This window comes from Serratia sp. D1N4, from assembly GCF_054552755.1.
Genome location: NZ_CM137274.1, coordinates 379,472 through 406,112 on the forward strand (window position 1 = coordinate 379,472; position 26,641 = coordinate 406,112).

Annotated in this window: 22 protein-coding genes; 10 read left to right on the forward strand and 12 right to left on the reverse strand. The window is 49.3% G+C overall.

Going from position 1 to position 26,641, the window contains the following annotated elements; all coding sequences use genetic code 11:
• Positions 1–7: 7 nt before the first annotated feature.
• The 6 genes from ACX1CU_RS01650 to ACX1CU_RS01675 form a co-directional block, all read right to left on the reverse strand.
• A complete protein-coding gene (locus ACX1CU_RS01650) occupies positions 8–1,591 on the reverse strand; it encodes an MFS transporter (protein WP_459400928.1) in 1,584 nt (527 codons plus the stop codon).
• 352 nt (positions 1,592–1,943) lie between these two features.
• Positions 1,944–3,107 carry a sugar phosphate nucleotidyltransferase gene (locus tag ACX1CU_RS01655; RefSeq protein WP_459400929.1) on the reverse strand — a complete coding sequence of 388 codons (1,164 nt, stop codon included), beginning with the start codon at positions 3,105–3,107 and terminating at the stop codon, positions 1,944–1,946.
• Positions 3,108–3,138: 31 nt separating this feature from the next.
• Positions 3,139–3,474, reverse strand: coding sequence for an STAS domain-containing protein (locus ACX1CU_RS01660; RefSeq protein WP_459400930.1), 336 nt, complete (start codon positions 3,472–3,474; stop codon positions 3,139–3,141).
• Between the two features lie 114 nt (positions 3,475–3,588).
• Positions 3,589–3,759, reverse strand: a complete 171-nt coding sequence (locus ACX1CU_RS01665) for a hypothetical protein (RefSeq protein ID WP_459400931.1) — start codon at positions 3,757–3,759, stop codon at positions 3,589–3,591.
• 343 nt (positions 3,760–4,102) lie between these two features.
• Positions 4,103–4,906: a helix-turn-helix domain-containing protein gene (locus tag ACX1CU_RS01670; protein ID WP_459400932.1), complete on the reverse strand. Its 804-nt coding sequence runs from the start codon at positions 4,904–4,906 to the stop codon at positions 4,103–4,105.
• A gap of 321 nt (positions 4,907–5,227) precedes the next feature.
• Positions 5,228–5,545 (reverse strand): FaeA/PapI family transcriptional regulator, encoded by a 318-nt coding sequence (locus ACX1CU_RS01675; RefSeq protein WP_459400933.1) that lies wholly within the window; start codon positions 5,543–5,545, stop codon positions 5,228–5,230.
• Between the two features lie 754 nt (positions 5,546–6,299).
• Between ACX1CU_RS01675 and ACX1CU_RS01680 the strand changes: the two genes are divergently transcribed.
• The 9 genes from ACX1CU_RS01680 (at position 6,300) to ACX1CU_RS01720 (ending at position 14,695) form a co-directional block, all read left to right on the forward strand.
• Positions 6,300–6,833: a fimbrial protein gene (locus tag ACX1CU_RS01680; RefSeq protein WP_459400934.1), complete on the forward strand. Its 534-nt coding sequence runs from the start codon at positions 6,300–6,302 to the stop codon at positions 6,831–6,833.
• A gap of 69 nt (positions 6,834–6,902) precedes the next feature.
• Positions 6,903–7,436: a fimbrial protein gene (locus ACX1CU_RS01685; protein WP_459400935.1), complete on the forward strand. Its 534-nt coding sequence runs from the start codon at positions 6,903–6,905 to the stop codon at positions 7,434–7,436.
• A 123-nt stretch (positions 7,437–7,559) separates the two neighbouring features.
• Entirely contained in the window at positions 7,560–10,130 is a 2,571-nt protein-coding gene (locus tag ACX1CU_RS01690; RefSeq protein WP_459400936.1) for an outer membrane usher protein, read from the forward strand.
• A gap of 11 nt (positions 10,131–10,141) precedes the next feature.
• Positions 10,142–10,891 carry a fimbria/pilus periplasmic chaperone gene (locus ACX1CU_RS01695; protein WP_459400937.1) on the forward strand — a complete coding sequence of 250 codons (750 nt, stop codon included), beginning with the start codon at positions 10,142–10,144 and terminating at the stop codon, positions 10,889–10,891.
• A 63-nt stretch (positions 10,892–10,954) separates the two neighbouring features.
• Positions 10,955–11,494 (forward strand): fimbrial protein, encoded by a 540-nt coding sequence (locus tag ACX1CU_RS01700; RefSeq protein WP_459400938.1) that lies wholly within the window; start codon positions 10,955–10,957, stop codon positions 11,492–11,494.
• Between the two features lie 19 nt (positions 11,495–11,513).
• The gene (locus ACX1CU_RS01705; protein WP_459400939.1) at positions 11,514–12,002 is read left to right on the forward strand and encodes a fimbrial protein; all 489 of its coding nucleotides are present in this window, start codon (positions 11,514–11,516) and stop codon (positions 12,000–12,002) included.
• Between the two features lie 56 nt (positions 12,003–12,058).
• Complete coding sequence (locus ACX1CU_RS01710) at positions 12,059–12,547, forward strand: fimbrial protein (protein WP_459400940.1); 489 nt, start codon at positions 12,059–12,061, stop codon at positions 12,545–12,547.
• A gap of 80 nt (positions 12,548–12,627) precedes the next feature.
• On the forward strand, positions 12,628–13,455 hold the full coding sequence (locus ACX1CU_RS01715) for an MrpH family fimbial adhesin (RefSeq protein ID WP_459400941.1): 828 nt from the start codon (positions 12,628–12,630) through the stop codon (positions 13,453–13,455).
• Between the two features lie 301 nt (positions 13,456–13,756).
• On the forward strand, positions 13,757–14,695 hold the full coding sequence (locus tag ACX1CU_RS01720) for a LysR substrate-binding domain-containing protein (protein WP_459400942.1): 939 nt from the start codon (positions 13,757–13,759) through the stop codon (positions 14,693–14,695).
• Positions 14,696–14,748: 53 nt separating this feature from the next.
• Here ACX1CU_RS01720 and ACX1CU_RS01725 read toward each other — a convergent pair whose 3' ends face one another.
• The 6 genes from ACX1CU_RS01725 to ACX1CU_RS01750 all read right to left on the reverse strand — a co-directional run bounded on the left by ACX1CU_RS01725 (position 14,749) and on the right by ACX1CU_RS01750 (position 22,892).
• Positions 14,749–15,177, reverse strand: a complete 429-nt coding sequence (locus tag ACX1CU_RS01725) for an EVE domain-containing protein (protein WP_459400943.1) — start codon at positions 15,175–15,177, stop codon at positions 14,749–14,751.
• Between the two features lie 545 nt (positions 15,178–15,722).
• A complete protein-coding gene (locus ACX1CU_RS01730) occupies positions 15,723–16,373 on the reverse strand; it encodes a response regulator (protein ID WP_459400944.1) in 651 nt (216 codons plus the stop codon).
• Between the two features lie 259 nt (positions 16,374–16,632).
• A complete protein-coding gene (locus ACX1CU_RS01735) occupies positions 16,633–18,174 on the reverse strand; it encodes a TolC family protein (protein WP_459400945.1) in 1,542 nt (513 codons plus the stop codon).
• A 6-nt stretch (positions 18,175–18,180) separates the two neighbouring features.
• On the reverse strand, positions 18,181–19,434 hold the full coding sequence (locus ACX1CU_RS01740; RefSeq protein ID WP_459400946.1) for an HlyD family type I secretion periplasmic adaptor subunit: 1,254 nt from the start codon (positions 19,432–19,434) through the stop codon (positions 18,181–18,183).
• A 50-nt stretch (positions 19,435–19,484) separates the two neighbouring features.
• Entirely contained in the window at positions 19,485–21,716 is a 2,232-nt protein-coding gene (locus tag ACX1CU_RS01745; RefSeq protein ID WP_459400947.1) for a type I secretion system permease/ATPase, read from the reverse strand.
• 531 nt (positions 21,717–22,247) lie between these two features.
• Entirely contained in the window at positions 22,248–22,892 is a 645-nt protein-coding gene (locus tag ACX1CU_RS01750; protein WP_459400948.1) for a response regulator, read from the reverse strand.
• Positions 22,893–23,371: 479 nt separating this feature from the next.
• Between ACX1CU_RS01750 and ACX1CU_RS01755 the strand changes: the two genes are divergently transcribed.
• Entirely contained in the window at positions 23,372–26,557 is a 3,186-nt protein-coding gene (locus ACX1CU_RS01755; protein WP_459400949.1) for a hybrid sensor histidine kinase/response regulator, read from the forward strand.
• Positions 26,558–26,641: the final 84 nt, after the last annotated feature.

Consider the following 26,641-nt stretch of genomic DNA (forward strand, 5'->3'; position numbering starts at 1 on the left):
CCTGTGTTCAATGTGTCACGCTGCCCGCCGCCTTCTGGCCTGGAGTGGCCTTGGACAACGTTAGTGCAGCTGGTTTATTACGGTTGAGGTAGCCAATATTGTTGTTACCCCATAGCGATTCATAAGGCATGCCCGCCAGCATTTCGACGGTGGCACGCGCTTCTGGCGTGATGTTGCCGGGCACTACCTGGCCAGCAATGCGCATCTTCTCGGTTTCTTGGCGCAGCACGCTGTGAGTGGCCAGGTTGAGTTTAAAGCGTAGCGAGATGGTGAAGCCGATCGCCAGAACCGCCAAGGTGCCCACACTCAGGATCATCAGAATGGCGTGGCTCACTTCAGGTGCTTGCTGACTTTGGCCGGAAACAAAGCCCGACAGTTGCAGGATGACGCCAACCAGCATCACCGCGCCGGCCTGTGAGGCCTTACGGGTCAAGGTCATGATGCCGGCAAAGATGCCTTCGCGGCGTTGGCCGGTGATCACTTCGTCCACGTCGGCAATATAGGTGTAGATGTTCCACGGCACGTAGTTGATTCCACCACGGCCCAGCCCGGCGAGGCCAGAAACCAGCAGCAACAGCGAGAAAACGTCACTGAGGTTGGCGTAATACAGCACGGCGTAGGAGACGGCCCCCATACCGAACAGCACCACTACCATGCGGTAAGAGGGGGCAGGCCCGAAGCGAATACACAGCGGGATCATGGCGATCACCGCCACGAACTGCATGATGGCCATGGTGCCCATCAGGTTGGAGGCCGTGGCGGCGCTTTGCAGCAGCACGAACACCACGTAATAGGTGAACACCGCGTTGAAGACGTCCTGCGCGATATAGCCCCCGAGGTACATGCCCAAATGCTGGCGGAAAATACGGATGCGCAGCGTGGAAGAGAGTTCGATGTTCAGGCGCTTCAGACTCTGGACCAGTGTGAGCTTTTGCTTTTCGGCTTCCAGTGCGGCAGCCGATTTTTGTTCCGTTGGCCGCTCCCAAGTGAAGAAATAGACCAGCGTCAATACAAAGGCACAGATGATTGAGAACACCAGGCTGGCGTAGAAAAACGACACGGCATTGTCTTTACCCAAGTAGCTGAGCAGAATGCCCGGCAGGAACGCGGCAAGAATGGCAGACAGCTGCGCCAGCGCGATACGCGCCCCGGAAAACTTGGTCTTCTGCTTGAAATCGTCGGTCATCTCTGGCACCAGCGTTTCGTACGGCACCAGGATCATGGTATAGACCACATCGAAGAACAGGTAGGTCAGCAGGTAGTACCAATAATCCATATGGCCTACCCACATCAGGCTATAGCTGAAGACCAGTGGAATACCGAGCAGGATAAAGAATTTACGGCGGCCGAAGCGTTTACCTAGCCAGGTGGAACCAAAATTATCGGTCAGATAGCCCATCAGCGGGCTGACTACCGCGTCCAATACCCTGGCCATGGCAAAGATAAAGGTTGCTTCGATCGGGCTAAGCCCGCAGAACGTTGTGTAGAAATACAATAACCAGGCGGCGGTGAGTGCCGTCGTGCCCGCACCGAGGAAATCCCCGGAGCCGTAGGCAAGATAGTTGAATAGGCCTATTTTACGTGTCTTCATTGTTGCCATCCCCATAGCCACATCACGTGTGATCTTCCCGGCAATATGCAGAGAATCTCAGTAACATAGGGTTATGGCTGTGGGAAAACCTTTGTGTTTTTGCCTGCTGTGGCGAGTCTATGGCAAAGAAGAAAAGTATTGGCCGATCAACTTCACTTATTTTATAAAACGCTGTTTTATTTTTAGTGTCTGCGGTGGTTTTTTAGCTGGAGAGGGCAGGGTATCAATTGGCGAGTTATAAACTATGCAGGTGGCGAAAATTTAACGCTTCGTGAGCAACTGCAGGCCCGATAATGCGGCAGACAAACCTCTGCGCATTAATTGAGCCTGCATTCGCCTTGGCGACCAGCGCTTATTGCAAGGTATCTTTGGTGAGCAGCTCTTTGAATAACGACTTCTCCGCCGTGATAATGTCTGTGCGACGTTTATCATCAATGAGCCAGTTCAAGCCCGCATCAGACAAATCGATGGCAGTGCCGTCCGGCGAAATCACTTTCCCGGCAAAAATCATCTGCTGGTACAGCTGTGCAATTCCACCAACCCGGGTGTAATCAGCCACAAAGCTTTGATCGACCACGGCACCTTGCTCCAATAGACAACCGGCGCCAATAATCGCAGGCCCCCTGATGGTCACTCCTGGCTGTATTTCGGTACTGCTGCCAATATAGACCGGCCCTTCAATATCCAGGTTGGCAAAATCGGCTTTAACGTTAAGCCCGCACCAGATTTGCGGCGCAACCTGAATGCCCGGCATCGGATAATCAGGCAATTCCCGATTAAGGATCATGCGGTTCACATGCCAGAAGTCCTGCAATGAGCCAATGTCTACCCACTGGAATGGCAAGGCAATGCCGTAGAAAGGAACGCCTAACTCAGCCAGTTTAGGGAATAACTGGCTACCAATGTCGTATTCAACGCCATCAGGAATATAGTTGAATATCTCGGGTTCAAACACATAGATACCCGTGTTGGCATTGTTTGATAACGCCTCTTCTGCTTTAGGTTTTTCCTGAAACTTACTGACTCGGCCTTGGTCATCGGTGACGACAATCCCGTACTTACTCACTTGATCGGCTGGCACGGGGCGCATGATCAGGGTAGCGACACTTTTTCTGGCCCGATGAAAAGCCAATACCTGGTCGAAGTCCACATCAATTAATGCGTCACCACATACCACGACAAAAGTGTCATCAAAAAAGCCCGAGAAATTCTGGATGTGCTTCATGCCACCGGCGGAGCCCAGCACGTTATCAACAAAGGTATTTCCCTCCATCACCCCTTCGTAGGAGTAACCCATTTCCACTCCCCAGGCATGACCATCGCGGAAATAATTCTCGATATCTGCGGAAAGGTAGCTGGTATTGACCATTAACTGATTAAATCCATACTCTCTTAAATGCTCAACGATCGACTCCATAATCGGCTTGCGGATTAATGGGATCATTGGCTTTGGCAATATGGTGGTCAGCGGTCTGGCTCTGGTTCCTTTACCTGCGGCAAGAATCATGGCTTTCATAATGAATATTCCTTGTTAATCAAGGTGCTAATTAGCACATTTGTTGTAATGCATTGCTTTGATCAGCGCCGATAGTAAATATTTTATCCATCCGGGTTAGCTTGAACATACTGTGGATATTGTTGTTCAGTGAGCAGACCGCGAGCTCACCTTTGCCATGTAAGGCCTTCAGAAGAGAAACCAGAGCGCCTAAAAAACTGCTGTCGATGAAATCAACCTGAGCGAAATCCAGCAAAATATTGTGGGTCCCCTGCGCAATCATGGCTTGTATATCTGCCTTAAACTGAGCGGAAACCGATGCATCCAACCGCCTGTCCAAAAGAGTGACAACCAATACATTGCCAATTGACTGAGTTTCAAAGTTCATTCTTTCTTCCTTACAATACCGTTGGGAGTGGGAAAACAGCTATTACGTTAGCTCACCAGTAAAGAAATATCGTTACTCAAGGCCACAGATCCATGCCGAGTATCACTTTTCTATTCATCTGTTTGTGCTGGATACCAGTAACGCCATGGTCGTTGTATTTGCCGAAAACGTAACATAGGCAGAGGAGATAAACCGCCATACGGCCAGCAGTTTTGCCGTCACCGGCAAGTCATTTTCAATTTGCTGATCGGTGCGTGAAGGCTTTTCGAGAGGTGTTTCTGGCATCAGGCGGTGTCCCTCCATGTCACATCGTCACGGTTGGCGGTCATTTGGCAACGCATCGGTCGCAGGGCATAAACATGGTGATATCCAATGTTCCTGAGCGTTCCCTAGACAGGTGTTTGACTATTAATAACGGTATTAAGCGTAGCACAGAGTTCTAGCCTTTCAATTCGTGGCCGGATGGGGCTTGATACAGGAGGGAAATGGTTGAATGCAGTGGCGATGGGCTATGGGCTCGTCGTGATAGCAGCAGGATGTTAACGGCAAATGGACGCCCGTAGACGTCCGTTTATAAAAAGTGGATGAATCATTGTCCTTACCTGTCCTCGGTTAAAGGATGCAGGCGTTAAACCGTTTTGGCCATTGAGGCGCATAACCTGGGTGCATGCTTGGGCTGGTTGCGGGTCTTTGACCGTTGGTGTCTGGCTGAGGCCGGATACGAGTTGTTTATCTCCCGTACGATTAGCTGCGTCGGCGATAGATACCCGGTTTCTGTTGGTGTCTCTGGTTGCGGCGACAAAAGGTGCATTTCCGCCAGTGCCCGTTCGTTTAAATAGCGCCCTCCTCCCTGAAGGAGCCATTGATACAGTTCCTGATTACACTTGAAATTCAGTTTCCGCATGGCACTTTGCTTGTGGGCATTAGCCGTTTTCACGTTGATATCTAAATGTGCGCCGGTATCACGCCCGTTCATCCCACGGTAGATACAGCGTAAAACATCCATTTCCCGTGGTGTCAACGGGGACATGCACGGGCAATCATGGTGAAACGGCCCTGACGGCAGAGGGAGGGAAGACAAGACGGAGTCCAACAGATCAAACAAGGAAAACAGAGTCTGGTGACGGTACAGTGTCCCCGCATGGCATTTTTCGCACTGTAGTCCACGTTTGAATAGGTTTTGGTTCCGCCCTTGAGGTTTGATAAAGAACATCATTGGATGGCAATTCCGTTGATGTAATCGGTAAAGCCACGGAGGGCTGTTGATGAGGTCACCCAAAAAAATGATGTCAATGTTGTCTTCAGTCTGTGTTTCTTCAAACAGGTGAATGTCTTGGCCGCGAGACTGGAAAAAACCCTGCAACCCTAGGCGCAGGCCATAGGTAAAATAGCGGTCGGCATCGACTATCAGGATGGAGAGTGGCTGTGCCATGATATGGAGTCCTTTCTACCAGGGTGTCTGTTATACGGTGATATACTCGCCATACTTCAAGCTGCATGTGCGTTGGCTTTGTTACTCGGCCCGTCCGTGGGCCTCGCCCCAATGGGGCCGCTGCAAGCAGCGCTCAAACCTGCTCCCGGCAGATTTTTCGCTTACCCTTGTCACAGCGTTATCTATGCTCTAGGGTTCTCCGGCTTGCTGCCTTCCTGAAACTCGAATTATTGAGAGTATAAGAGAGAGACAGGTACTGTAATGGATGAGTATCAGTGAAAAATAAAGGTGAAACAGATGTCTGAAGGTCAGCCAGTGTATTTAATTTTCTGCCGTGGCGGACTGTATCTCCCTTTTTTCATGCTGCTTAGGTAGTGGGGCTGATTCGGCGATGTACCAGCGCAAACTGTTATTGAGTGAACCTGAGGTAACATAAGCCTTTTTATCATCAACTAATCTCAGCAGATAGTAACGTGCAAGATAAATGGTGATTTCACAATATTCCGCTATCTCCCGAGTTTTGGGCCAATTTACTTGTGGGGGGATGGCTGAGTGGTGAACATCGCGCTTACATAGGGCCCGTAGGGCATTAAGTACATTATTAAGCTGCTGTTCTCTTTCTTTATTGTGATAAGACATGTTTCACTACCTCCTTTTAATGTGTCTTGATAGAGATTGATGAAGAGGATTAATCTTGCTCTGCTAATGTTTTCTCTCTGTGGCGGCTAAGGAAAATCATCTAAAACCAAAGCACTTTTGCCATTTGCATGAGGCATTAGTTCTCCACTCTAAGCTACCATAGGTTATTGTTTTGTAAAAATGAAATTTACGATCAATGAAATCGCCCATGGCTACTTTTGCAGAATTAAATTCTGATTAATCCGATTTTGCGACCGGTGTTGTCGCAATAGGAAAATTCTTGCTAAAAAATAAGACTTTTATGGCGAAATTGCGTTATTCAGAAAAAATACTTTCAAAACTCAGGGGTGTTTGCAATAATTTTTCCGAAGACAGGTATGTGATATGTCTTATGAAATAGCTTGTAGAGTTTCCCCCTTTTAATGTGTTGGTATTCGATAGATAAAATGGGTGCTGACTTTTTATGGTGTGAAATTCGTCCTTTTAGGACTGCTGTGTAGACCATTATTTTACCTTTTTGCTTTGTTCATTGGATGAAGCACCGGAAAAGTGTTGCTTTTTTTCTGGTGTGCCGCCCCTTCGAAAATAAAGGGGAAGGAAAGGAAGCCTTCTTTTATACCAAATGAAAGGATGCTGCCAAGTATATCAACCAACGTCAAAATTAAACTGTACCGAACTGTTCGGCATGGTTTTTATTGTGGCGAATAATATACCTGGATCTCTCGTTAATTAACGTTTTAAGGATAAAGAAAACATGAAACTGAATAACATTGCGCTGGCTACGATTTTGTCTCTGGGAATGGTGTCTTTGGCAAATGCTGATGCCGGTTCAGGCAAAGTCAATTTCGTAGGCAAGATCATCGATGCCCCTTGCTCCATCGCACCAGAAAGCCTTGATCAGACCAAGAGCTTCGGTCAGGTAGCCAACGTGGCCCTGGTGAATGGCGGTAAATCCAGCGTATTGAACTTTGATATCAAACTGCAAGGTTGCGATATCTCCAGCAAGAACAAGGTGCAGGTGACTTTCGGTGGCCCAAATGGTGGCGCTACGGGTAACACCAATACGCTGCTGGCCATCACAGGTGCTCGTGGCGCGAGTATTGCCATGTTCGACGGTTCTAACCAACCGATCAAACTGGGTACTGCAACTACCGTGCAAAACCTGCTGGCGGGTGCTAACACCCTGAGTTTCTCTGCTTATCTGCAGGGGCATGCCGGTACTACGTTGGCGGATATCGAGGAAGGTGACTTCACCTCGACCACCAACTTTACGTTGGCATACAACTAAGATTGGACGTGGCTGCATGCGGTTCCCGTATGCAGCCTTTGTTTCCTTTGTCCGTAACGGGAGTCAGGGATGTCAGGGAATACGTTTACTACTGCCACGTTGCTGTTACTGGTGGGCGCTGTCACCGCACTGCCAGCCTGGGGGAATAGCCGCCTCAACATGAACGGGGCGATCGTCGCCACCGCTTGCGATATCGATACCAAGAGCCGTGACCAGACCATCGATATGGGTACGCTGCCCTTCGATCAGGTGGTCAATAACAGTCAGGCATTGGCTCGTCCATTCAGTATCGGCCTGGTGAACTGCGCGCTGAAACACGTCGGCGATAATATCCTCGGCGGGCAGCATTTCCGGGTCACGTTTGACGGCCGCAATGAGGATGGGCGCTTCGGGGTTGATGGCGAAGCCCGTGGCGTGGCGCTGGTATTGAGTGACGCGCGGGGCAATGAGGCCGTTCCCGGTATAGAACTACCCGAGCAGACGCCGGTATTACAGGCCAAGGAAATGCGCCTGAACTACACCGCCCGTATGGTAAGCAACAACCAACCGTTGCAGACCGGCACCTATACCGCTCTGGTGCGCTACCAACTCGAGTATTACTGAGTCGTACGCTGACGTGATGATGGAGAATCCGCGCGTCAAGACAGATTTACTTCCCCGGCAGGGTATTCCCTTCAATAACAACCATAACGTCCGGGAAAGTCATTAACGCATAAAGGTCAATGGATGATGAGCACCCCACTTGTAGGAGTACAGGTTCCGCGCCCCCGACTGCTGCCGCTGCTGATTGCGCTGGCACTGGTGAATGGCCAGGTGTCTGCCGCAAAACCCATCGAATTCAATACCGACGTGCTGGATGTACAGGAGCGCGGCAATATCGATCTGAAGCGTTTTGCTCGCGCTGGCTATGTGATGCCGGGTGAGTACAGCCTGGTGGTCAACGTTAATCAACAGGAACTGTCGGAACAGTCGATTCAGTTTTATCCGGCGGAAAAAGATCCGGCTAACAGTGATGCCTGCCTCCCTGCCAAGCTGGTAGAACAGATAGGGCTCAAAGAGGAGTTTGCTCGCAAACTGACCTGGTGGCATAACGGCCAGTGTTTGGCGTTCGGCAGCCTTGAAGGGATGACGGTGCGCCCAGATTTGGGCAGCAACACCCTGTATCTCAGCATTCCACAGGCCTACCTTGAATACAGTGCCGCCGACTGGGATCCGCCAGCACGCTGGGATAATGGGATCCCCGGGCTGCTGCTGGACTACAACCTCAACGCTCAGAATCAGCGTCAGACCCAGAATGACAATGTGCAGAAGGGCTATAACCTGAGCGGCAACGGGCTGGTGGGCGCCAACGCGGGAAGTTGGCGGCTGCGGGCCAGTTGGCAGACACAGATTGATCACCAGACCGGATCGGGGGAACCCATCCATCAGAAATTCGAGTGGACACAGTACACCGCTTACCGGGCGATCGCGCAGCTACGCGCCAAGCTGACGGTGGGTGAAGATTTTCTCAATTCCGACATTTTTGACAGCTTCCGCTATACCGGGGTGAGCCTGGTGAGTGATGACGCGATGCTGCCACCAAACCTGCGCGGCTATGCGCCAGAGGTGAGCGGGGTGGCACGTACCAACGCCCGGGTGGTGGTCAGCCAGCAGGGACGAGTGCTGTATGAAACGCTGGTGCCGGCCGGGCCGTTCCGTATTCAGGATCTGAGTAACGCGGTATCGGGGCTGATGGATGTCCGCGTCGAAGAACAGGACGGTAGCGTGCAGGCGTTCAGCATCAGCACGGCGAGTATCCCTTACCTGACGCGGCCGGGCATGGTGCGCTACAAACTGGCGAGCGGACGGCCGACCGACTGGCGGCACCGCACGCAGGGCCCGCTGTTTGGCAGTGGCGAATTCTCCTGGGGCATCAGCAACGGCTGGTCGCTGTTCGGCGGTGGCTTAGCCGGTGATGAGTACAACGCATTGGCGCTGGGGATCGGCCGTGACCTGATGGCATTTGGGGCACTGTCGTTTGACGTGACTCAGTCCAGGGCGCGCTTGCCGCAGGAAACTCTGAGTGGGGGATCGTACCGCCTGCGTTATTCGAAGAACTTCGACCAGATTGGTGGGCAGGTGACCTTTGCCGGTTACCGCTTCTCGGAACGCAGCTTTATGACCATGGGTGAGTTTATCGAGATGCGTAACCTTGGGGTTCGCAGCCAGAGCAGCAAAGAGATGTACACGGTGTCATACAGCCAGCAGTTCCGCGACATGGGGCTGACGGCCAACCTGAACTACGACCACCAGACCTACTGGGATCGGGAAGCCAACGATCGCTACAGCCTGTCGTTGATGCGCTATCTCAATATCGGCCGTTTCAAGAACCTCAGCCTGTCGTTAACCGGTTACCGCAATCAGTACAACGGGCTGAATGACGATGGGGTATTCCTGTCGCTATCCCTGCCTTGGGGCAACAGAGGTTCTGTCAGCTACAGCGGGACCTGGGATCGCAATGACAACACGCACCGGGTCAGCTACTCCGATCGCGTTGGCGATCGCGGCAGCTATCAGGTGAGCAGTGGTTGGACGCGCAATGGGGCGTTGGCGAGCGGTTTCTATAGCCATCAGGCCGATTGGGCACAGATTAATGCTACCGCCAGTGCTCAGAGCGGGAGTTACAGCACGGTGGGGCTGGCTCTACAAGGTGGAATGACCGCGACCCGTGAAGGGGCAGCATTGCACCGCGTAGCAATACCGGGTGGCACCCGTCTGCTGGTGGATACGGATGGAGTGGCGGGTATTCCCATCCGCAACTACGGCGCACCGGTGCTGACCAACCGCTATGGCAAGGCGGTGGTGGCGGATATGAACAGTTACTACCGCAATCGGGTGAACATCGATTTGGACCAACTGCCCGACAATGCCGAGGCGTTGAAGTCGGTGGTGCAGGCGACGCTGACTGAAGGGGCGATCGGTTACCGCCGGTTTGACGTGGTCGCAGGTGAGAAGGCGATGGCGGTGATCCGGCTGGCGGACGGCACGATGCCGCCGTTCGGGGCGACGGTACAGAATCTGAAAAAACGCGATGTGGGGATCGTCAACGACGGCGGCAGCGTGTATCTGAGCGGCATCCAGCGCGGCGAGACGATGACGGTGCACTGGGACGATCGGGCGCAATGTGAACTGATATTGCCAGCCGTGTTGCCAGCCGGCGGGATGAAAGAATTGCTGTTGCCGTGCAGGATGATCAGCCCGAAAACCACCACAACAGACTTGGCAGCAGTACAGACAAACGCTGAGGTAACACGATGATGGGACATGAAATGAAAAGAGTGAATACGGGGATGGTGCTGGTCGCCGGAACTTTGCTGTGCGTACTGACGACGCAGGCCCAAGCGGCTATCGCGCTGGATCGTACCCGGATTATCTTTGCCGGCGGGGAGAAGTCGGTCAGCCTGAGCGTGAATAATGACAACCCGCAACTGCCGTATCTGGCACAGGGCTGGATAGAAGATGAAAAGGGTAACAAGGTGACCAGTCCGCTGACGGTGCTGCCACCGGTACAGCGCATCGAAGCCGGGGCGAAAAGCCAGGTCAAGGTGCAAGCGTTGCCGACGGTGGGCCAACTGCCACAGGATCGGGAAACGCTGTACTACTTCAATCTGCGCGAAATTCCACCAAAGAGCGATAAGTCCAACACTTTGCAGATCGCGTTGCAGACGCGCATCAAGCTGTTTTATCGGCCAAAAGGGCTGGTGAAGACCACCACAGAGATGGCAACGCCGTGGCAGGAGCAACTGACGTTGACCAAGCAAGGTGACAAGTATGTGGTCAACAACCCGACGCCTTATTACGTGACGCTGGTGGATGCGGGGAGCCAAAAAGGTGTCAGTGCGCCAGGTTTTGAGCCGCTGATGCTGGATCCAAAAGGGAGTGCGCCGCTGGGCGTGGGGGCTGCTGTGCTCGGCAATTCGCCGGTACTGACCTACGTCAACGATTATGGCGGCCGCCCGCTGCTGACGTTCAGATGCGGTGGGGCGAACTGCCAACTGGTGCCGGAGAAGAAGGGCTAACCCAAACCGGTCGTGCCAGGTCACAGGGAGAGGGCGCGGGTCAGGTCTGCAAGGAGAGAACGAATGCAACAACATTATCCTGTACCGGGTGCGCATCGCCAGGGTGCAATGCGCACAGGGGCGATAGGTAAATATCGCTTCGGGGTGTTACTGAGCGTTTTGCTGATAAGTGCTCCCTCTATCGCCAACGTACCGGTGAATATCAGAGGGACGGTCATTATTCCACCGCCCTGTACGATTAATAATAATCAAACGATTCGGGTGGATTTTGGTGATGAAGTGATGACCACCCGTATTGATGGCGTTAATTATAAACAGGCGATTACCTATAGCCTGAGTTGTGATATCCAGAAATCCAATAACCTGAAAATGAGTATCCAGGGCACTGTGGCCAGCTTTAATTCGGCGTTGCTGCGTACGGATAAAAACGGTTTAGGGATCGCTTTATATCGCGGGACTCAGCCGTTAAATGCCAATACCTGGTTTAACTATACCTATCCCAGCAAACCGGAGCTTTATGCGGTGCTGGTCAAACAGAGTGGGGCCACCCTGACCGGCGGTGAATTTACGGCGGCCGCGACGTTACTAATCGATTACCAGTAAACAGAGGGAGACAGAAGTCATGCGGATTTTACAGTTTTCCCTGCTGATTGCGGGTTTAAGCGGGTATTTATCGATGGCGTTTGCTGCCGGGGGCGATGTGGCATTTCGGGGAACCTTGCTCGAGCCGCCTCCTTGCACCATCAACAGTGGTAATAATATCACCGTTGATTTCGGCCTGAAGGTCGGCATTAAAAAGGTGGATGGCGTTAATTATATGCAGGACATTAATTATAACCTGGTTTGTGAACCTAATACCCACAGCTGGGTATTAAAGCTGAAGCTTACGGGGAACAGCACCGCGTTTGATAATGCGGCCGTGCAAACCAATATTAACGACTTGGGAATTAGGATCCTGCGTGACGGCCAGCCGTTTACCTTGGGGAGCGAACTCACTATCACATCAGCCAGCAAGCCCCAGCTCAGGGCCGTGCCGGTACAAAAGCCGGGGGTGTTGTTAACGGAAGGCCCCTTTGAAGCCGCAGTCACGCTTCAGGCTGATTACCAATAATAGGGAGCAATATGATGCGGCTTTCAGCACGATTATTACCTGTGATGCTAGGGCTTATGAGTATATCCGGCTTATGCCAGGCTGCCGATAATGTCCGTTTCAGGGGCGCTTTGGTTGCAGAGCCCTGCACATTGCGGGCAGCAGATGAAAATATTACGGTCGATTTTGGTTCGATAGTGGAAAAATATCTTTATCTTAATGGCCGCACGCTGGGGGAACCGTTGGTATTACATCTGGAAGATTGTGATATCAGCCTGGGAAATATGGTGAAGCTGACGTTTTCTGGTATTGAAAACACCAAACTTAATGGACTGCTGGCAATATCGGGTGCAAGCCAGACTCAGGGTATTGCCATCGGTATTGAAACGCAGCAGGGGAATCTGGTGGCACTCAATACCGGGCGTTATAACCAGGGGCTGCTTGCGGGGAATAATACCCTCAGCCTGCGGGCCTATGTGCAGGGTGAACCAGACGCTATTACCCAGAAAAGCATTACTCCCGGTGGCTTTACCGCCAACGCGACGTTCTTATTGGAATATGAGTAGCCTGTTAATACGGCTTACCCTGATATCAACGATGTGGCTAATTGACACTCGACGGATAAGGGATAATCACAGGAGTGTTTATGAAAGCCATGAGAAATATTATTTTGGCTGTCACGATGCTGACAGCCTTTAGCGCCCAGAGTGCGATTTATTCATATATTACACGAAGTACTGGTACGCCAACGAATGCGAAGTATTGGTGGACCATTGAATATTGGGACACCAATGATGCTACGCCGAACCCCTGTTATCGATGGGCACAATGCACGGCATTTATTGGCCATCGGCACAGCGATGCCGGGGAGGCGGGGCCTGGCGTTTCAGATGGTGCAGAATTCATTGATGCTATCCAGAATTATGCAACAGTAGGCGAGGTGGGGGCGGCTTTTCAACGTAAGTATTCGCTACCGCGCAGCGGCACTCAGTCTCACGTTGGCCCGGCAGTGACTCAGGAATGCGTCGGGATTTACTATAAGTCTACAACGGGTACTGGGAATGCTGGCGGAAGCATCATGATGCCCAGCAGCCTATGCGGTATCGTACCGCCGCCGGTGGGCAAATGTGAATTTACCGAAACCAGCATTGAGCTGACACACGGGCAGGTTCAGTTGAAAGATATTGAAGGGAACCAAGCTCGGCAGACCGGTTATGTCCGTTGTACACAAGAAATGGATGTTGTGGTTTACGCTGCTGGTGCGGGCGGAAATGGTCTGGTGAACCTCAGAAGCGACGGTAGCCTGCAATCCCGGTTGACCATTGGTGGCGTGAGTGGGTCAACGGGGATCAGGATACGTGCTCTGGCGAATATCAAGATGCCGCTGGAGTTTGTCTCCACCCTGACTAAAGTGGGGAGCGTGGAGGCCGGTGATTTCTTCGGTTCTGCCACGGCGATTCTGACCGTGCCGTAGTTTTGCCTATTGTTATGCTGGGGATTGTGGTTTAGCGACAATCCTCAGCATTTACGGGTAATGCGACTTGCCCCTCCTGTGTTTCAATCTTTATTATCTCATTGGTTAATAAGTTGATGAAGTATTTACCAGAGAGATTCGTAATATATTAATTTTATTGAACCTCTCAGCTTAGTAATTTGACAATAAAGGCATTTCTTACTAGCTTGTAACTAGGTTGAAATAAAAATCAACTCTCTATTGTTTAATAAGTAAGGCAGAAATCTACGATATCGTTATCCACCGAACAGAAGGGTGTTTCATGGCCGCATTACCAGAGATAGCCCATCTTAGAGTTCATCATTTTAAAGTCTTTGAGGCTGTTATTGCGCAGGGGAGTGTTAAGACTGCTGCCGAAGCTTTGAATCAAACTCCGGCAAGCGTGACTCGCAGCCTTAAAGAGCTTGAGGCTGCGCTTGGCGCAACTCTTGTCATCAGAGGGAGAAATGGTGTTGTCCTCACGGATATCGGGCGGCTTTTCGAAACGCGCATGAAATTAGTGTTATATGAAATTCAGCGTTCCGTAGATGAAGTAAAACAAATCAGTCAATTACAGAACGGTACCGTTTCATTTGGCTGCTCTCACCTTAAAACACTCAAAATTCTTCCTGATGTTATCCAAAGGATCCAGGAAACTTATCCAAAGGTCGGGATTTCTATTCATCAAGGACAACAGTCTGAGCTAATGCCTTCGTTACAGGTCGGTAGGTTAGATTTCTTTATTGGTATTCTCTCTAATGGTATCTCTCTTGAAGAATATATTGAAGAGCCTTTACTCACCTGCCGGTATGGCGTTATTGCCAGAAAAGATCACCCTTTGGGGAAAAGTGCTTCCATTGTAGAATTACGCAATGCCAAGTGGTATTTACCTTTGGCCGTTCCTGGATACTACAACTATCTTGAGGCAATACTGTTCCCATCAGGTCAAGGGCCCAAGTCCTCTATATTAAGAGGAGACTCCCTTGCTGTTGGTGAACGACTTCTTCTGGAGGCCGATTATTTATCTATCGCCCCATTACCCATGTTTGATCTTGAGTTTGTTAAAAATCAATTTTGTATTATTCCGATTAAAGAAGAATTGCCAGACGGTCACTATAGTTTGGTTTATCGCAAACAGGGATCCTTGACGCCATTAGCAAAACTGCTGATCGATGAAATCCGCTTAGAGTGCAATAAACAAGTGACTAATCGGCTTAATTAACCCTGTCTGCGAAGAGCGGCAATTATTAATTATGCTGCCACAACTCGATGTATTTAACAAAGCCGTTCGACCCCCATCGCAGCCGCAATGATGTTGATGTCGTGAGTGCTGATCTGAAAAATCCCAAATCGCAGTTGATACCCCCAATTCCGATTGCCAGCGGAAAACTCCAAAACATTCAAGATCGGCTGAATAGGCGCTTCATTGGTATTGAACCAAGCCACATCGCGGCGGAAAGGGCAAAACCCGCCGCCCATATCGAATGGGTAAGGCTCACCCGGTTTGACGACGCCGAGGGCAGTGAAGGCCTGTAGTTTATTTTTCCCACCAAACTCAATCGTGGGTGAATAATAAGCAACGCGATCTCCTGGTTTCACGCGGCGCAATGGGCCTGCTTTGCCGTGGCAAACCTGCATAAATCCGCCGGTTCTGCCGCATTGCACATGCTCTGCCGAAGCTACGGCAATCCAGTTATTACTCATTTTTCAGGCTGCATAAAAAGAATGGAAAGTGAGTTCGCCATGGGGATACTCCGTATCGGTTGTGAATGAGTTGGTACAAAAGCTGCTCAATGCAACCCATGCTAAGCCGTATTACTGTCAATTTCTGGCAGTAGCGATGATGGCTGTTTAGATTTAATAGAGAACTATGCTGGATGTTCTTGCGGTAGAAAGGGCCAGTATATTGAAATGGTAATCCCCCAATTGCACCCGAAGTCCCTGTCATTACGATGAGAGAAAACCTAACCGTTCACCAGAGGAGGGGCTTACCTCTGGCAAGGTTAACAATATTAGGCGCGGTTTGTTGAGTTAACGGCGCGGACCTGGCCAACATCAAACTGACACACCCAAATAAGCTAAGTGACAAATAGGTACCGTACTGACTTTTCAGTTTTTGCCGGTGCTTCATGAAGTTATCTTGCCAAGACCGCAATATCGCTGAGTAAATGGGGATTAAAAGCGATACTGTGCATTGTATTAACTAATACTGCTTAGATAACGTCCGAAATTATGAGCACGACAGTCACCTAACCAACGCTGGTTAAGCCCGTTTCGAAAGCAAAACGAAACAGGTCAGCATCTCTTGATATTTGGAGCTTGCGCATAGCACTGGTTTTCTGAGAACTGATGGTTTGTTTAGTTCGCTTTAACTGGCTTGCAATGTCGTTTACAGACATCCCCGAAACATACAGCCTGATCACCTCCGCTTCTCGTCTTGTCAGGTTATGGTTAGTCGTGCGCGAAGCCATATTACCCCCCAAACCTTGTGCAACTGCCTTGAAATGAGGCGAGATATAGGTGGCACCGGCATAGACAGCATGTATTGCAGAGATAAGGTGGCCAATATCTTCAACCTTATTCAACACTGAGCCCACCCCTAGCTTGAGTATCTCAGCAACAATTGCCGAGTTGTCTAGAATAGTAAAAACAATAATCTTTAACTCAGGGTAATGGCGCCTCAAGAAAGAAAGCATTGCCATACCATCTCCAGCCACGCCACCAGGCATGACGTAATCCGTTATAAGAACATCACTGTTAGTCTGGTTTAATACATCAAGGATCTCTGTCGAGTTCCTCGCCTTTCCGACAATATTTAATGTGCGAATTGTCGATAACTCATATGAGATACCCGAAAGTATTGCCGGGTGATCGTCCGCAATAATGATATTAATATTCATAAATCATCCAATTATTAATAATTTTATCCTTGACAGTTTATTTTTTAAATAAACTGCTATCGCATCGTTCTAGGTGGAAAGTATTAAGAACGGTAGGTAGAGAGCAAAAGAGTATGCCCAAAAGAGCATACTCCGCTCATTGATTCTGGTGATGGAAAATGCATCAATAATTTTTAAAGGTGGAAGAGATATAACTCCGTCGTCGTTAAAAGTGCGTGCGTTAGATACTTTCCCCTAAACTCCAAGCGACCAAGAGAAACTAGCGCTTAACGCTATTAAAATCCTCGAATAACCAGCGGCTTAGCATCCCCGTACTTCCATAGGCTTTTAATACAGCGAGATAACTGTCAAAACGATATGAAACCTCATTAACACGATTATTGTTGTAATCACTTTCAGCAATCAGAACATCAAGAAGCGTTCGACGGCCAAGATGATGCCACTGGTCAAAAAATGCAGTCTTCACCTTTTTGGTTTCTGCAATCAAGTTGACATAAAGATTTGCCCTTGCCAGCAAAGTATTGGCATCCTGGACTGCGGCCCGAGCTTCAAACTCAAGGTCCATTTGCTGTCTTTCTTTATTCTCAAGTTCAGCTTCGGCTCTCAGCAATGCAGCCTCTCGGGCCGCGGTGGCTGAACCACCGCGGAAGACAGGCCAACTGACCGTCACCATGGTCTGCCAAGGATCTTCACGGCCAAAATCATCCTTGGCCGTTGATTTTGTTACCACCCAATTGACTTGCGGTTTTTCTGCAGCAAGTAGAGACTCCGCATGAAGCTTTGATGCTTTGGCTTCAGCTTCTGCCTGCAATAAAGCAGGGTGATTCTGGGCAATTGCTAGCAATTGGTTCAGCTCGATATCTGGTAACGTAAATTTAATATCCTTTGGAATTTTGACACTGTTTTTGCCAATCAGCTTACGCAGTTTTATTTCAGCGTCTCTCTCCCGTGCTTGCCACGTATCTCGGCTAGATTCGGCTTCCAGCAATCGGGCACGTGCCTGTACCAATTCACTCGCACGCCCACTGTCCGTAGCGACTATATACCCCAACATATCAACCAGCTGTTCCATCCGTTCAGCATATTGTTGGTTGATAGTAACTACCCGACTGGCTTTCTCTTTCTCCAGGATGGTACTAGCTACGTCTTGAGCTAAGACTTCCACATTGACCCTATACTTTTGGATTGCTGCAGTACTAAGCTCTTTTCGGCCATCGATCATTTTTCCTGTACGTCCCCAATCGTACACCGTGGTCGTCATATTCACATTCAACGCCTGAGTGGTTGGATTAGAGTCGCGGCCTAACGACTTTGAACGAGAATTGGCACTGACATCAATCTGTGGCCAACGTTGTCCTTCGGCTTCACGTACGTCAGCATTTGCGGCACCGAGTTCTGCACTGGCCTTTTTAAGCGAAGGGCTGCGTTCGATAGCCTGTTTTAAAGCGCCAGCCAGAATGGTTTTAAATGCATGACTCCCCATCTCACCAGGCTCAGCGTCTTGGCGAGAAATCTGTTTTTGATGCGATATATAGGCTGAGGCTTTAGCCGCTGCCATCAACTTGGTATTTTCTTTATCCGCTGCCTTATCGATCGTTTTCTTTGTAGATGAAAATAAACTCCATGATGAAACCTGATGGGTTTCATCCTCCGCTGCTATTAGGGCAACATCCAAAGTATTAGCCTGGACATGCAGTATAGATGAGAACGTTATCCCAGCACACAGCAGAAACCGCATTGAAGCATTCAGCATTAACGTGCGAGACTTTGGTAAACGATTTTTTCTTCTACTTAATTTCATACTGAATTATCTCTCGCGGAATGCTTCTCTGGCTTTAAATACGGGCTTCAGTAAATAATCTAAAATTGTTTTTGCACCAGTACGTATTTCCACGGTTGCAGTCATGCCTGGAATAATCGGTAATTTCTTGCCACCAGACTCCAGCCAACTGGTATCGGTGAGTATTTGCACCCGATAATAAATAGCATCCGGGCGGCCAGCGGCCAGTTTCTTTTCATCTTGTAACGTATCAGGGCTTATATGCACTACTGTTCCTTTAAGCCCCCCGTAAATACCATAATCATAAGCAGAAACCTTAACGGTTGCCGGCAGCCCTGGGCGCAGGAACGCGACATCCTGTGGCTTAATCTGCCCTTCCACAATCAGTTGATCTTCCAGCGGAACAATTTCCATAATGTCTGCACCTGGTTGAATAACCCCCCCAATCGTGCTGATACTGACGTTTTTCACCGTTCCGTAAACCGGGGCGTAAATAGTGGTGCGCGTCAGGACATCTTTGCGGCCTACCTGGCCTTCTATCAATTGTGCAACTTCAAGTTCGGCTTTAGTTAATTCTGCGTTTGCCTCACCCTGGTAGCGGTTACGACGTTCTACGATCTGGATCTCAAGATCGTTAGCCTGGCGCTTCATTCGCAGAAGCTCCACTTCCGAGATCAAACCCCGTGAGGCTAACGGTGCAGTCATAGCAACTTCTTTCAAAATAAGATCGCGGCTACGTTGCAACGCACTCAAACTATCCTCAAGAGATTTTTTCCGTGATTCATAAGCTTTGGTTTCCTGCTCTATCATTAAAGGATGTTTATGTAATTCCTCTGGAAATTGCAGCGGTTTTTGATAAGCCTCGGCTTCTAACCGCGCCATCATGGTTTTTAATCCCATCAGTTTGACGTTCATTTCCTGGTAAGTAGAGCTTGCTCGAGTGGGATCTATTTTGAGCAAGGGTTGTCCCTTTTCTACAATATCGCCTTCACGAACCAGCATTTCTTCAATAATCCCACCTTCCAGACTTTCTATAACCTGCTCACGGCTTTTGGAAATAATCTTTCCTTCACCTTGGGTTATTTCCTCAACCTTTGCATAATGGGCCCAGACGAACCCTGTCACTAAAATAATACAAATAATATATAAAACATTACGAGAGCCCGGTGCAGACTGAATAAGTAATGACTCACGCAAATCACTCATAAACGCTGCATCACCTGCTTTTAAAGCAGCAGGCTTCGGGGCGCGCTTAAAGCGGCTCTGAAATTTATTAAACATGTCTGAATTCCTTAATTATATTTCACTAGCAGGCGTTCAACCTGAATAATCTATTTCGCGTTAGCAGGCGTTTTACCCACTGATTCACGATCGCCCGTGGCAGTCAATGCAGCGATAATTTCATTTTTTGGCCCGTCAGCGACGATACGTCCTTCATCCACAACCAAGATCCTGTCAACCAAATTCAGTAATGAGGTCCGGTGAGTCACCAGCACCAGAGTTTGGTCTTTAGTGGCGTTATTTAGTCGTGCCATAAAAAGGGCTTCAGTTTGCGTATCCATAGAACTTGTGGGTTCGTCCAGTAACAGTATTTTTGGACGAGCTAACAAGCTGCGTGCTAAAGAAACCAATTGGCGCTGTCCCCCAGACAGCCCTTCACCCATCTCGCCAATAGGCAGGTTGATGCCCATTGGATGCTTTTGTGCGATCTGATCCAGCCCCGTCAGTTGCAACACTCTCAGAAGCTCATCAGTGGAGGCATCTGGACGACCAATCATGATATTTTCGCGCAGCGTGCCGTAAAACAGACGTGCTTCCTGACCAACATATCCTACGGTGCTACGCCAGTCTGCCGGGTCAATCTGTGCTACATCGATCCCCCCCATCATCATTTGTCCCCCCGTCGGTTGATAAAGACGGGCAATCAAACGCAACAACGTCGACTTGCCACTGCCTATTTTCCCTAATATCGCTACTCGCTCATTGGGCTCGATTGAAACATTTATGCCTTCGAGCACGGGCTGATTAGGTTTATCTGGTGGTGCCGGATAAGCGAACTTGATCCCTTTCAGTTCCAATCGCCCTTGCAATGAAGGCAATGGTAAGTATTTCTTATTAACTTCACGATCAAGTGGCATATCCATAAGGCGATTCAATGAAATCATCGCCGCTTTAGCCTGCTGAAAACGTACGGCTAACCCTGCCACTTGCGTCAGCGGTGCCGTTGCTCGCCCGGCCAACATCACTGTCCCTATTAAAGCCCCCTGAGAAAGCGATCCATCACCAATCAGATAAACGCCAAACACTATGATAATTACCGTCTGCAACTGTTGCAGAAAACTCACTAAATTTAATGCCGTGCTGGTGAGTTGGCGTGACTTCATTGAGGTGCTGGCAGCGGCTGCACTGAATGCTTCCCAACGACGCGTCATATGACCTTCTCCGCCAACAGATTTGAGAGTTTCCATCCCCTCAATTGATTCCAGCAAGACTCCCTGTTTGAGCGAGGATTCACGCAGGTTTTCACGCATGGTCCGCGCCAGTGGCCATTGAATGAGCACGCTGATAATGATGATGCAAGGTATCATCATGAGCGGTATCCACCCCAGCGAACCGCCGATGACGAAGATCACGCCAACAAACAGCAGAACAAAGGGTAAATCAGATATCGTGGCTAAAGTCGCCGAAGTAAAAAAGTCTCGTACCGATTCAAATTCGCGCAGTTGGTTGGCAAAAGCTCCGGCCGAAGGTGGCTTGTGTTCCATTCGTACGCCCAATGCCTGGCGGAACAACTGAGAACCCAATACCAAGTCAGCTTTTTTAGCTGCCATATCCAATAACTTTGCTCGGACAAAGCGCGTTACCGCTTCAAAACACATGGCAAGAGCCACGCCGATAGCCAAGGACCAAAGGGTGATATAAGCCTGGTTTGGCACCACACGGTCATAGACATTCATCGTAAAAAATATGCTGGACAGCGCCAAAATATTAACAATGACTGCGGCAAGCGCTGCACTGCGATAATAACTGCGATAACGCCACAGGGTACTGAACAGCCAATGCCCAGATGAATGCGGTGTTTCCTCACCGGCACGGGCATCAACCTGTGCACTGGGTTTAACCAAAATGGCATGCTCTGAATACCAGGTTGAGAGTTCTTCCTGGCCTATTTCTACGGGTGAATCAACACTAATTTCAGGCAAAATTATTTGGAAACGTAGTTTCCCTTCTTCATCACGACGAGAAGCAAGTAAAATAACCGCCCCACGATCTTTACGTAGCAATATAATAGGCATCAGATGCGGGGAAAATTCGTGTGCCCGACGACGAACCGTTCCTGCGGTAAGGCCTGCATTAGTTAATGCACTCAGAGCCTGTGACGTGGTCAGCTGATTCCCTTTAGGTAACCCTGCACAAAGGCTTTCAACGCTCCGGGGGGCGCCCTGGTATTCACACATCCACAGAGTGCACTCAAGCAGAGTGTCTACGATCCGCTCTGGTGGCGGAAGAGTAAACGAATTCTCATTCTCATTCTTATTCAGATGATCTTTTTCCGACGGCATATTTATAATCCTTTGGTGTCTTAATCGACCTAGGCTTTTGCAAAGATTTATTAAAAAGACATAGCTTTTGTCGCTATCTCTGTAAAATATGGGGGAAGAGAGTCAGGAAAATAAATTTCCCCTTCACGCTTGCTATAGGAACATACTTTAAATTCCAACAGCTTCTGTGTCTGTCAGGTATGTTCGAATTGAAATGAAAGAAGGTAGGACCAGTACTAAACTGATGTTTTTGCTTTTCTCGCTAGCTTTATGATGGGGCAGATTAAAATAATACCGAGATTAACCATATATAAAGCAATGTTATTTGCTTTGATATTTTACTGTTTATTACATGTAGCTAATATCAGGCTGAAATAGAGATATCTACTGTAAATAACTCGAACTGCAAGCAGCATGCAAATCGTTCTAAGACCGATTTGCATGCTGCTTGCGGCGGCTCCGAAGGGGCGATGCTTTGAATGACGCAGTAATGCGGAGAACATCCTTGTAGCTTGAAGTGTGATAAGCATATCTGATTGAATATAATAAAAATTATTGTCTGCTCGTCAAGTCTGATTCAAAGGCAAAGCGGAACAGGTCCGCATCGCGTGAAATGCCTAACTTACGCATGGCGCTGGCTTTCTGGGAACTGATAGTTTGTTTGGTACGATGTAACTGAGCGGCAATCTCGTTAACTGACAAGCCTGATACGTAAAGGCGAACCACTTCCATCTCGCGTTTGGTCAGCGCAAGGTGTGAAGCCGGATTCTGCTTAATACCACTCAGGCCTGTTATCAGGTCATTGGTGGGGAAATAGTTCGAGCCAGCATAAACCGCATGGATTGCCGAGATCAGTTGACTGGTATGCTGTGTTTTTCCCAACACGCCGTTGACGCCAATCTTAGCGAGTTCTTGCGCCAGGGCCTGGTTTTCCAATGTGGTGAAAACGACAATTCTCAATTGTGGCTTTATACGCCTGATATGGGATAGTAGGCTAATACCATCGCCGTATTTACCACCGGGCATAATGTAATCAGTCACTAACACATCACATTCTGTGCTGTGTAACAGCTCAACTAGCGCATCAGAATCCAACGCCGTGCCTACAATCTCCAGAGTAGGGAGCTGAGCCAGTTCATGCGTCAACCCCGCCAGCAGCGCAGGGTGATCGTCAGCTAACAAAAGGCGAATTTTCATATTTTAGCCACATCCTTTATGTGATAACTGTTCTGGTTTAGTGATAACCACATATGATGAGAAGAGCATAGGCTTTTTTTGGGGAGGGCGTCTAATTTTTGTTGAGGTACTCATTATCCTTCAAGTGGCAGGGATATTGGCAGCGTCCATACGCCGTAATGACATAGTTGGCTATGCTTCAGTACAGGTCAGTTGAGCTATCAGGGTATAAATTTCGTTTTTGTCTGTTATTTTGCAGATAACAGTAGGATTAGTTCGTTTTTTGTCATCAAGGTATTCCGTATACTCTTTCTATACCCCATGATAATATTTTTCGTGAGGCCGAACTCCATCTTTGTTTCGTTTATACTGTCGTGTTAACTTCCCATGTAGAGTCTCTTATTCGCTTTCGCCGCTATCAACGCCTATTGGTTTTTGGTTTCGGTTTCTTTAGCACTTTTATGCTCCTTTTAGTTTTTACTATTGGAGTAAGAACCGCCGTGCTCAATCATATCGAGATGTTACGCCAAGATTTTGCTGGTGAGCATGCTAGGTTGGAGAGAGAAATTGTCAGGTTGGAAAATACTTTCAGGACGATGTTGGTTGGGGCCGAAATCCTATTAAAAGAAGACATTAAGCTTAACAACGCTTACGTGCGCCAATTCTACCTCAATGATAAGCAGCTGGTTTTAAAACCTGCATCTGTGCCCGTTTCACAGTGGGTTTATAGCCCCGCGAATTTAACTGTGGATAAAAAAGTGGTCAGGCACTTCTTGAGTTTGAGTACTTACCTCGGAAAAGTGATATCTGCAGATAGCCTGATGATGCAAAAAGATATTCTATCCAGCTATTTTTACAGCGTAGGGCATGAGATGGTTGGTATTATTCCTGCACCGTCTTTGGCTAGCCGTGAACAACTTAAATCAGGCCCCAAATATTATCTGAATTTGCTGACACAAGATGTGGATAAGAATGTGTTTTCATCTGTTCGGGCAGAGACAAGTCGTGACGCAAACCGCACATACTGGATGCCCCCTTATATAAATCCCTACTCAGGTGAAAAAGTGCTGCGGCTCGCTGCACCGATCCAGCTGGATAGCAAACCGTTTGCCGTTCTTGTCGTGGAATTCCGTCCCCCTGCGTTGATGTCCACTTCCGTGCCTGAGGATAAGCAAGGCACTTATACTCTTTTGTCAAAACAAGGAGATATCATCAGCAAGCAGGGTGATCGGTACGTTGATCAACCGGCTATACATGATGATGCGAAGTACCAGCCAGAACAGCAGGAAAAAGGGTTCACCTTAGTTGTAACTTTGGGGGAGACCAACTGGTTTCTGGTGTTTCACTGTTCATGGCGCCAGATTGCTTCCGTTATTGTTCGTCAGGTTGGCGGTGATGCGCTAATGACTTTGGGCTCCGTACTGCTTGTTTGGTGCTTTCTGATCTATTTTAAATTTTACCTCTTCCGTCCGCTCATCAGGCAGGCTCAACAGGTCTTGGAAAGTGAGCGACTCAGCCTTACCCTGATTGAAACCGCGCCTGTGGGGCTAGGGTTGCTGAGGCTGAAAAATGGCGAACCGCTGTTGCGTAGTCCGGTCATGATACAAACGCAGTCGCGGTTGCAAACCGGGGGAAACAGCTTGCCTGCAGAACTTGCCAAGTGTTATCGCCAGCAGACAAAGACCTTAGAAAGTGGATTAGTACGTCAGGAATTGACCTTCAGCACACACGAAGGCGTGCAAGTTAATCTGTCTGTCAGTATTGCTCCTGTTCGCTACCGGGGAGAAGATGCGCTGGTAGTGGCTTTTATTGATATCACAGACAAAAAACAGCTGGAGCAACATCTGATTGCAGCCAAAGAATCCGCCGACAAAGCCAGTGCGGCCAAGTCCTCTTTCCTGGCAGCGATGAGTCATGAGATCCGCACCCCTCTTAATGCCATCCTTGGCAACCTTGAACTGTTAGCCCATTCAGCGTTGGACGAACAGCGCGATCGCCTGGCGATTGTCCGCCATGTATCAGATAGCTTGTTGGCGACCATCAGCGATGTGCTGGATTTCTCCAAGATTGAGGCCGGGGAGCTTCATTTAGAACATATCGAGTTTGATGTACTGGAAGTTGCAGCCCGCGTGTTGGAGAGCTTTGCACCAATCGCCCAGGAGAAAGGGCTGGTTCTGTTGGGGGAATTAGGGGAAACCACGATTCAACCGATGCTCGGTGATCCGACCTACCTAGGGCAGGTGCTCAACAATCTGCTATCGAACGCGCTGAAATTTACCGAGCAGGGGCAGGTAGTGCTACGGATTTGCGTAGATGCACCTGCTTCATTAATACGCTTTGAGGTCGAAGATACTGGGATTGGCATGTCGACGTTGCAGCAGCAACAGATATTCCGCGCGTTCAGCCAGGCGGATGAAACCATCAATCGGCGCTATGGGGGAACCGGACTGGGCTTGGCACTGTGTAAGCGGTTGTCGGAGGCCATGGGCGGAGAACTGTCTGTTACCAGTGAACCTGATAAGGGGAGCGTATTTCAACTGTCGTTACCGCTATTTCAAAAAGTGGGACAGGTGGATCGTCCGTTATTCAATGGAGAGCGGGTCTGTGTACTGACAGCGATGCCAGAGTCTCAGGCGTATCTGGCAAGGGTATTAACGGCGTGGGGACTCAAGGTGGATACCTATCAACATCCGGCTCAAATTGATGACTCGGCGTTAGATTCTCTACAGACTCTGGTGCTGTGGGGTGACCAAGCTCTCTGGCATCCTGATGATGAGAATCGTCTGGTTGAGGAGGCCTTGTGGGTGATTGAGTGTAAGAACCAAGGTTCGAGTATCCCTGCTGTTACCGGGCGGATATTGAGCACATCAATGTATGGGTTGAGTGGGTTGGCCTTGGCATTACGTCATAGTTTGCAGGGGTATCATTTGCCGATGCGTGAACGAGATGAACAGAGTTTACCGCATGCGCTGCGGGTACTGGTGGCAGAGGATAACCCATTCAACCGACGCCTGCTTGAAGATCAACTTCGGTTGTTGGGTTGCACGGTGTGCTTAACAGAGGGCGGAGAGCAGGCATTGGCCTGCTTGCAGCAGGAACGGTTTGATATTTTGCTAACGGATCTCTCCATGCAGGGTATGGATGGGTATAGCCTGGCGCGCTGTGCGCAGGCAGCGTATCCATCTATGCCCGTGGTGGCCGTGACAGCGGATGCTACTCTGCAGGAATATGCAAAGTGTTCGTCGGTAGGAATGGCAAGGGTGCTCATTAAGCCACTGTTATTAAAAGAGTTGAAAGAGGTATTGCTGGAGGTATGCGGCCTGGAGACGGTTTCCAGTGGGTTACCAACGCGAGTTGAAGAACAGGCCAGCGCACCATCGGGTGGGCAAACATTGCCAGAGGGGATGTGGGATATTTTTGAGGAAACATGCCAATCGTCTTTTGATTCGATTCGCGAAGCGCAGGGTATTGGTAATATAGCGGGTATTCTTCGGGAGCTGCACAAACTCCGAGGGGCGCTGAGCGTGTACCATTTTCCGGAGGCTGAAAAAAATCTGGCAGAGATTGAATCACATCTCAAATTAGGGGAGGCGGCTGCCAAAAGGCTATTAGACCCCTTTCTGCACGGGCTTCAGCATGAGTTACTTCTCCGGCGCCCATCCGTAACTGACTCGCTAGTATTTTGAAAAACCTCGTTTATGCACGAAAAGAAATTAGCAAAGAGGTATCACTGACAATTCTCTGATACTGCACCATAATCATTTTGACCT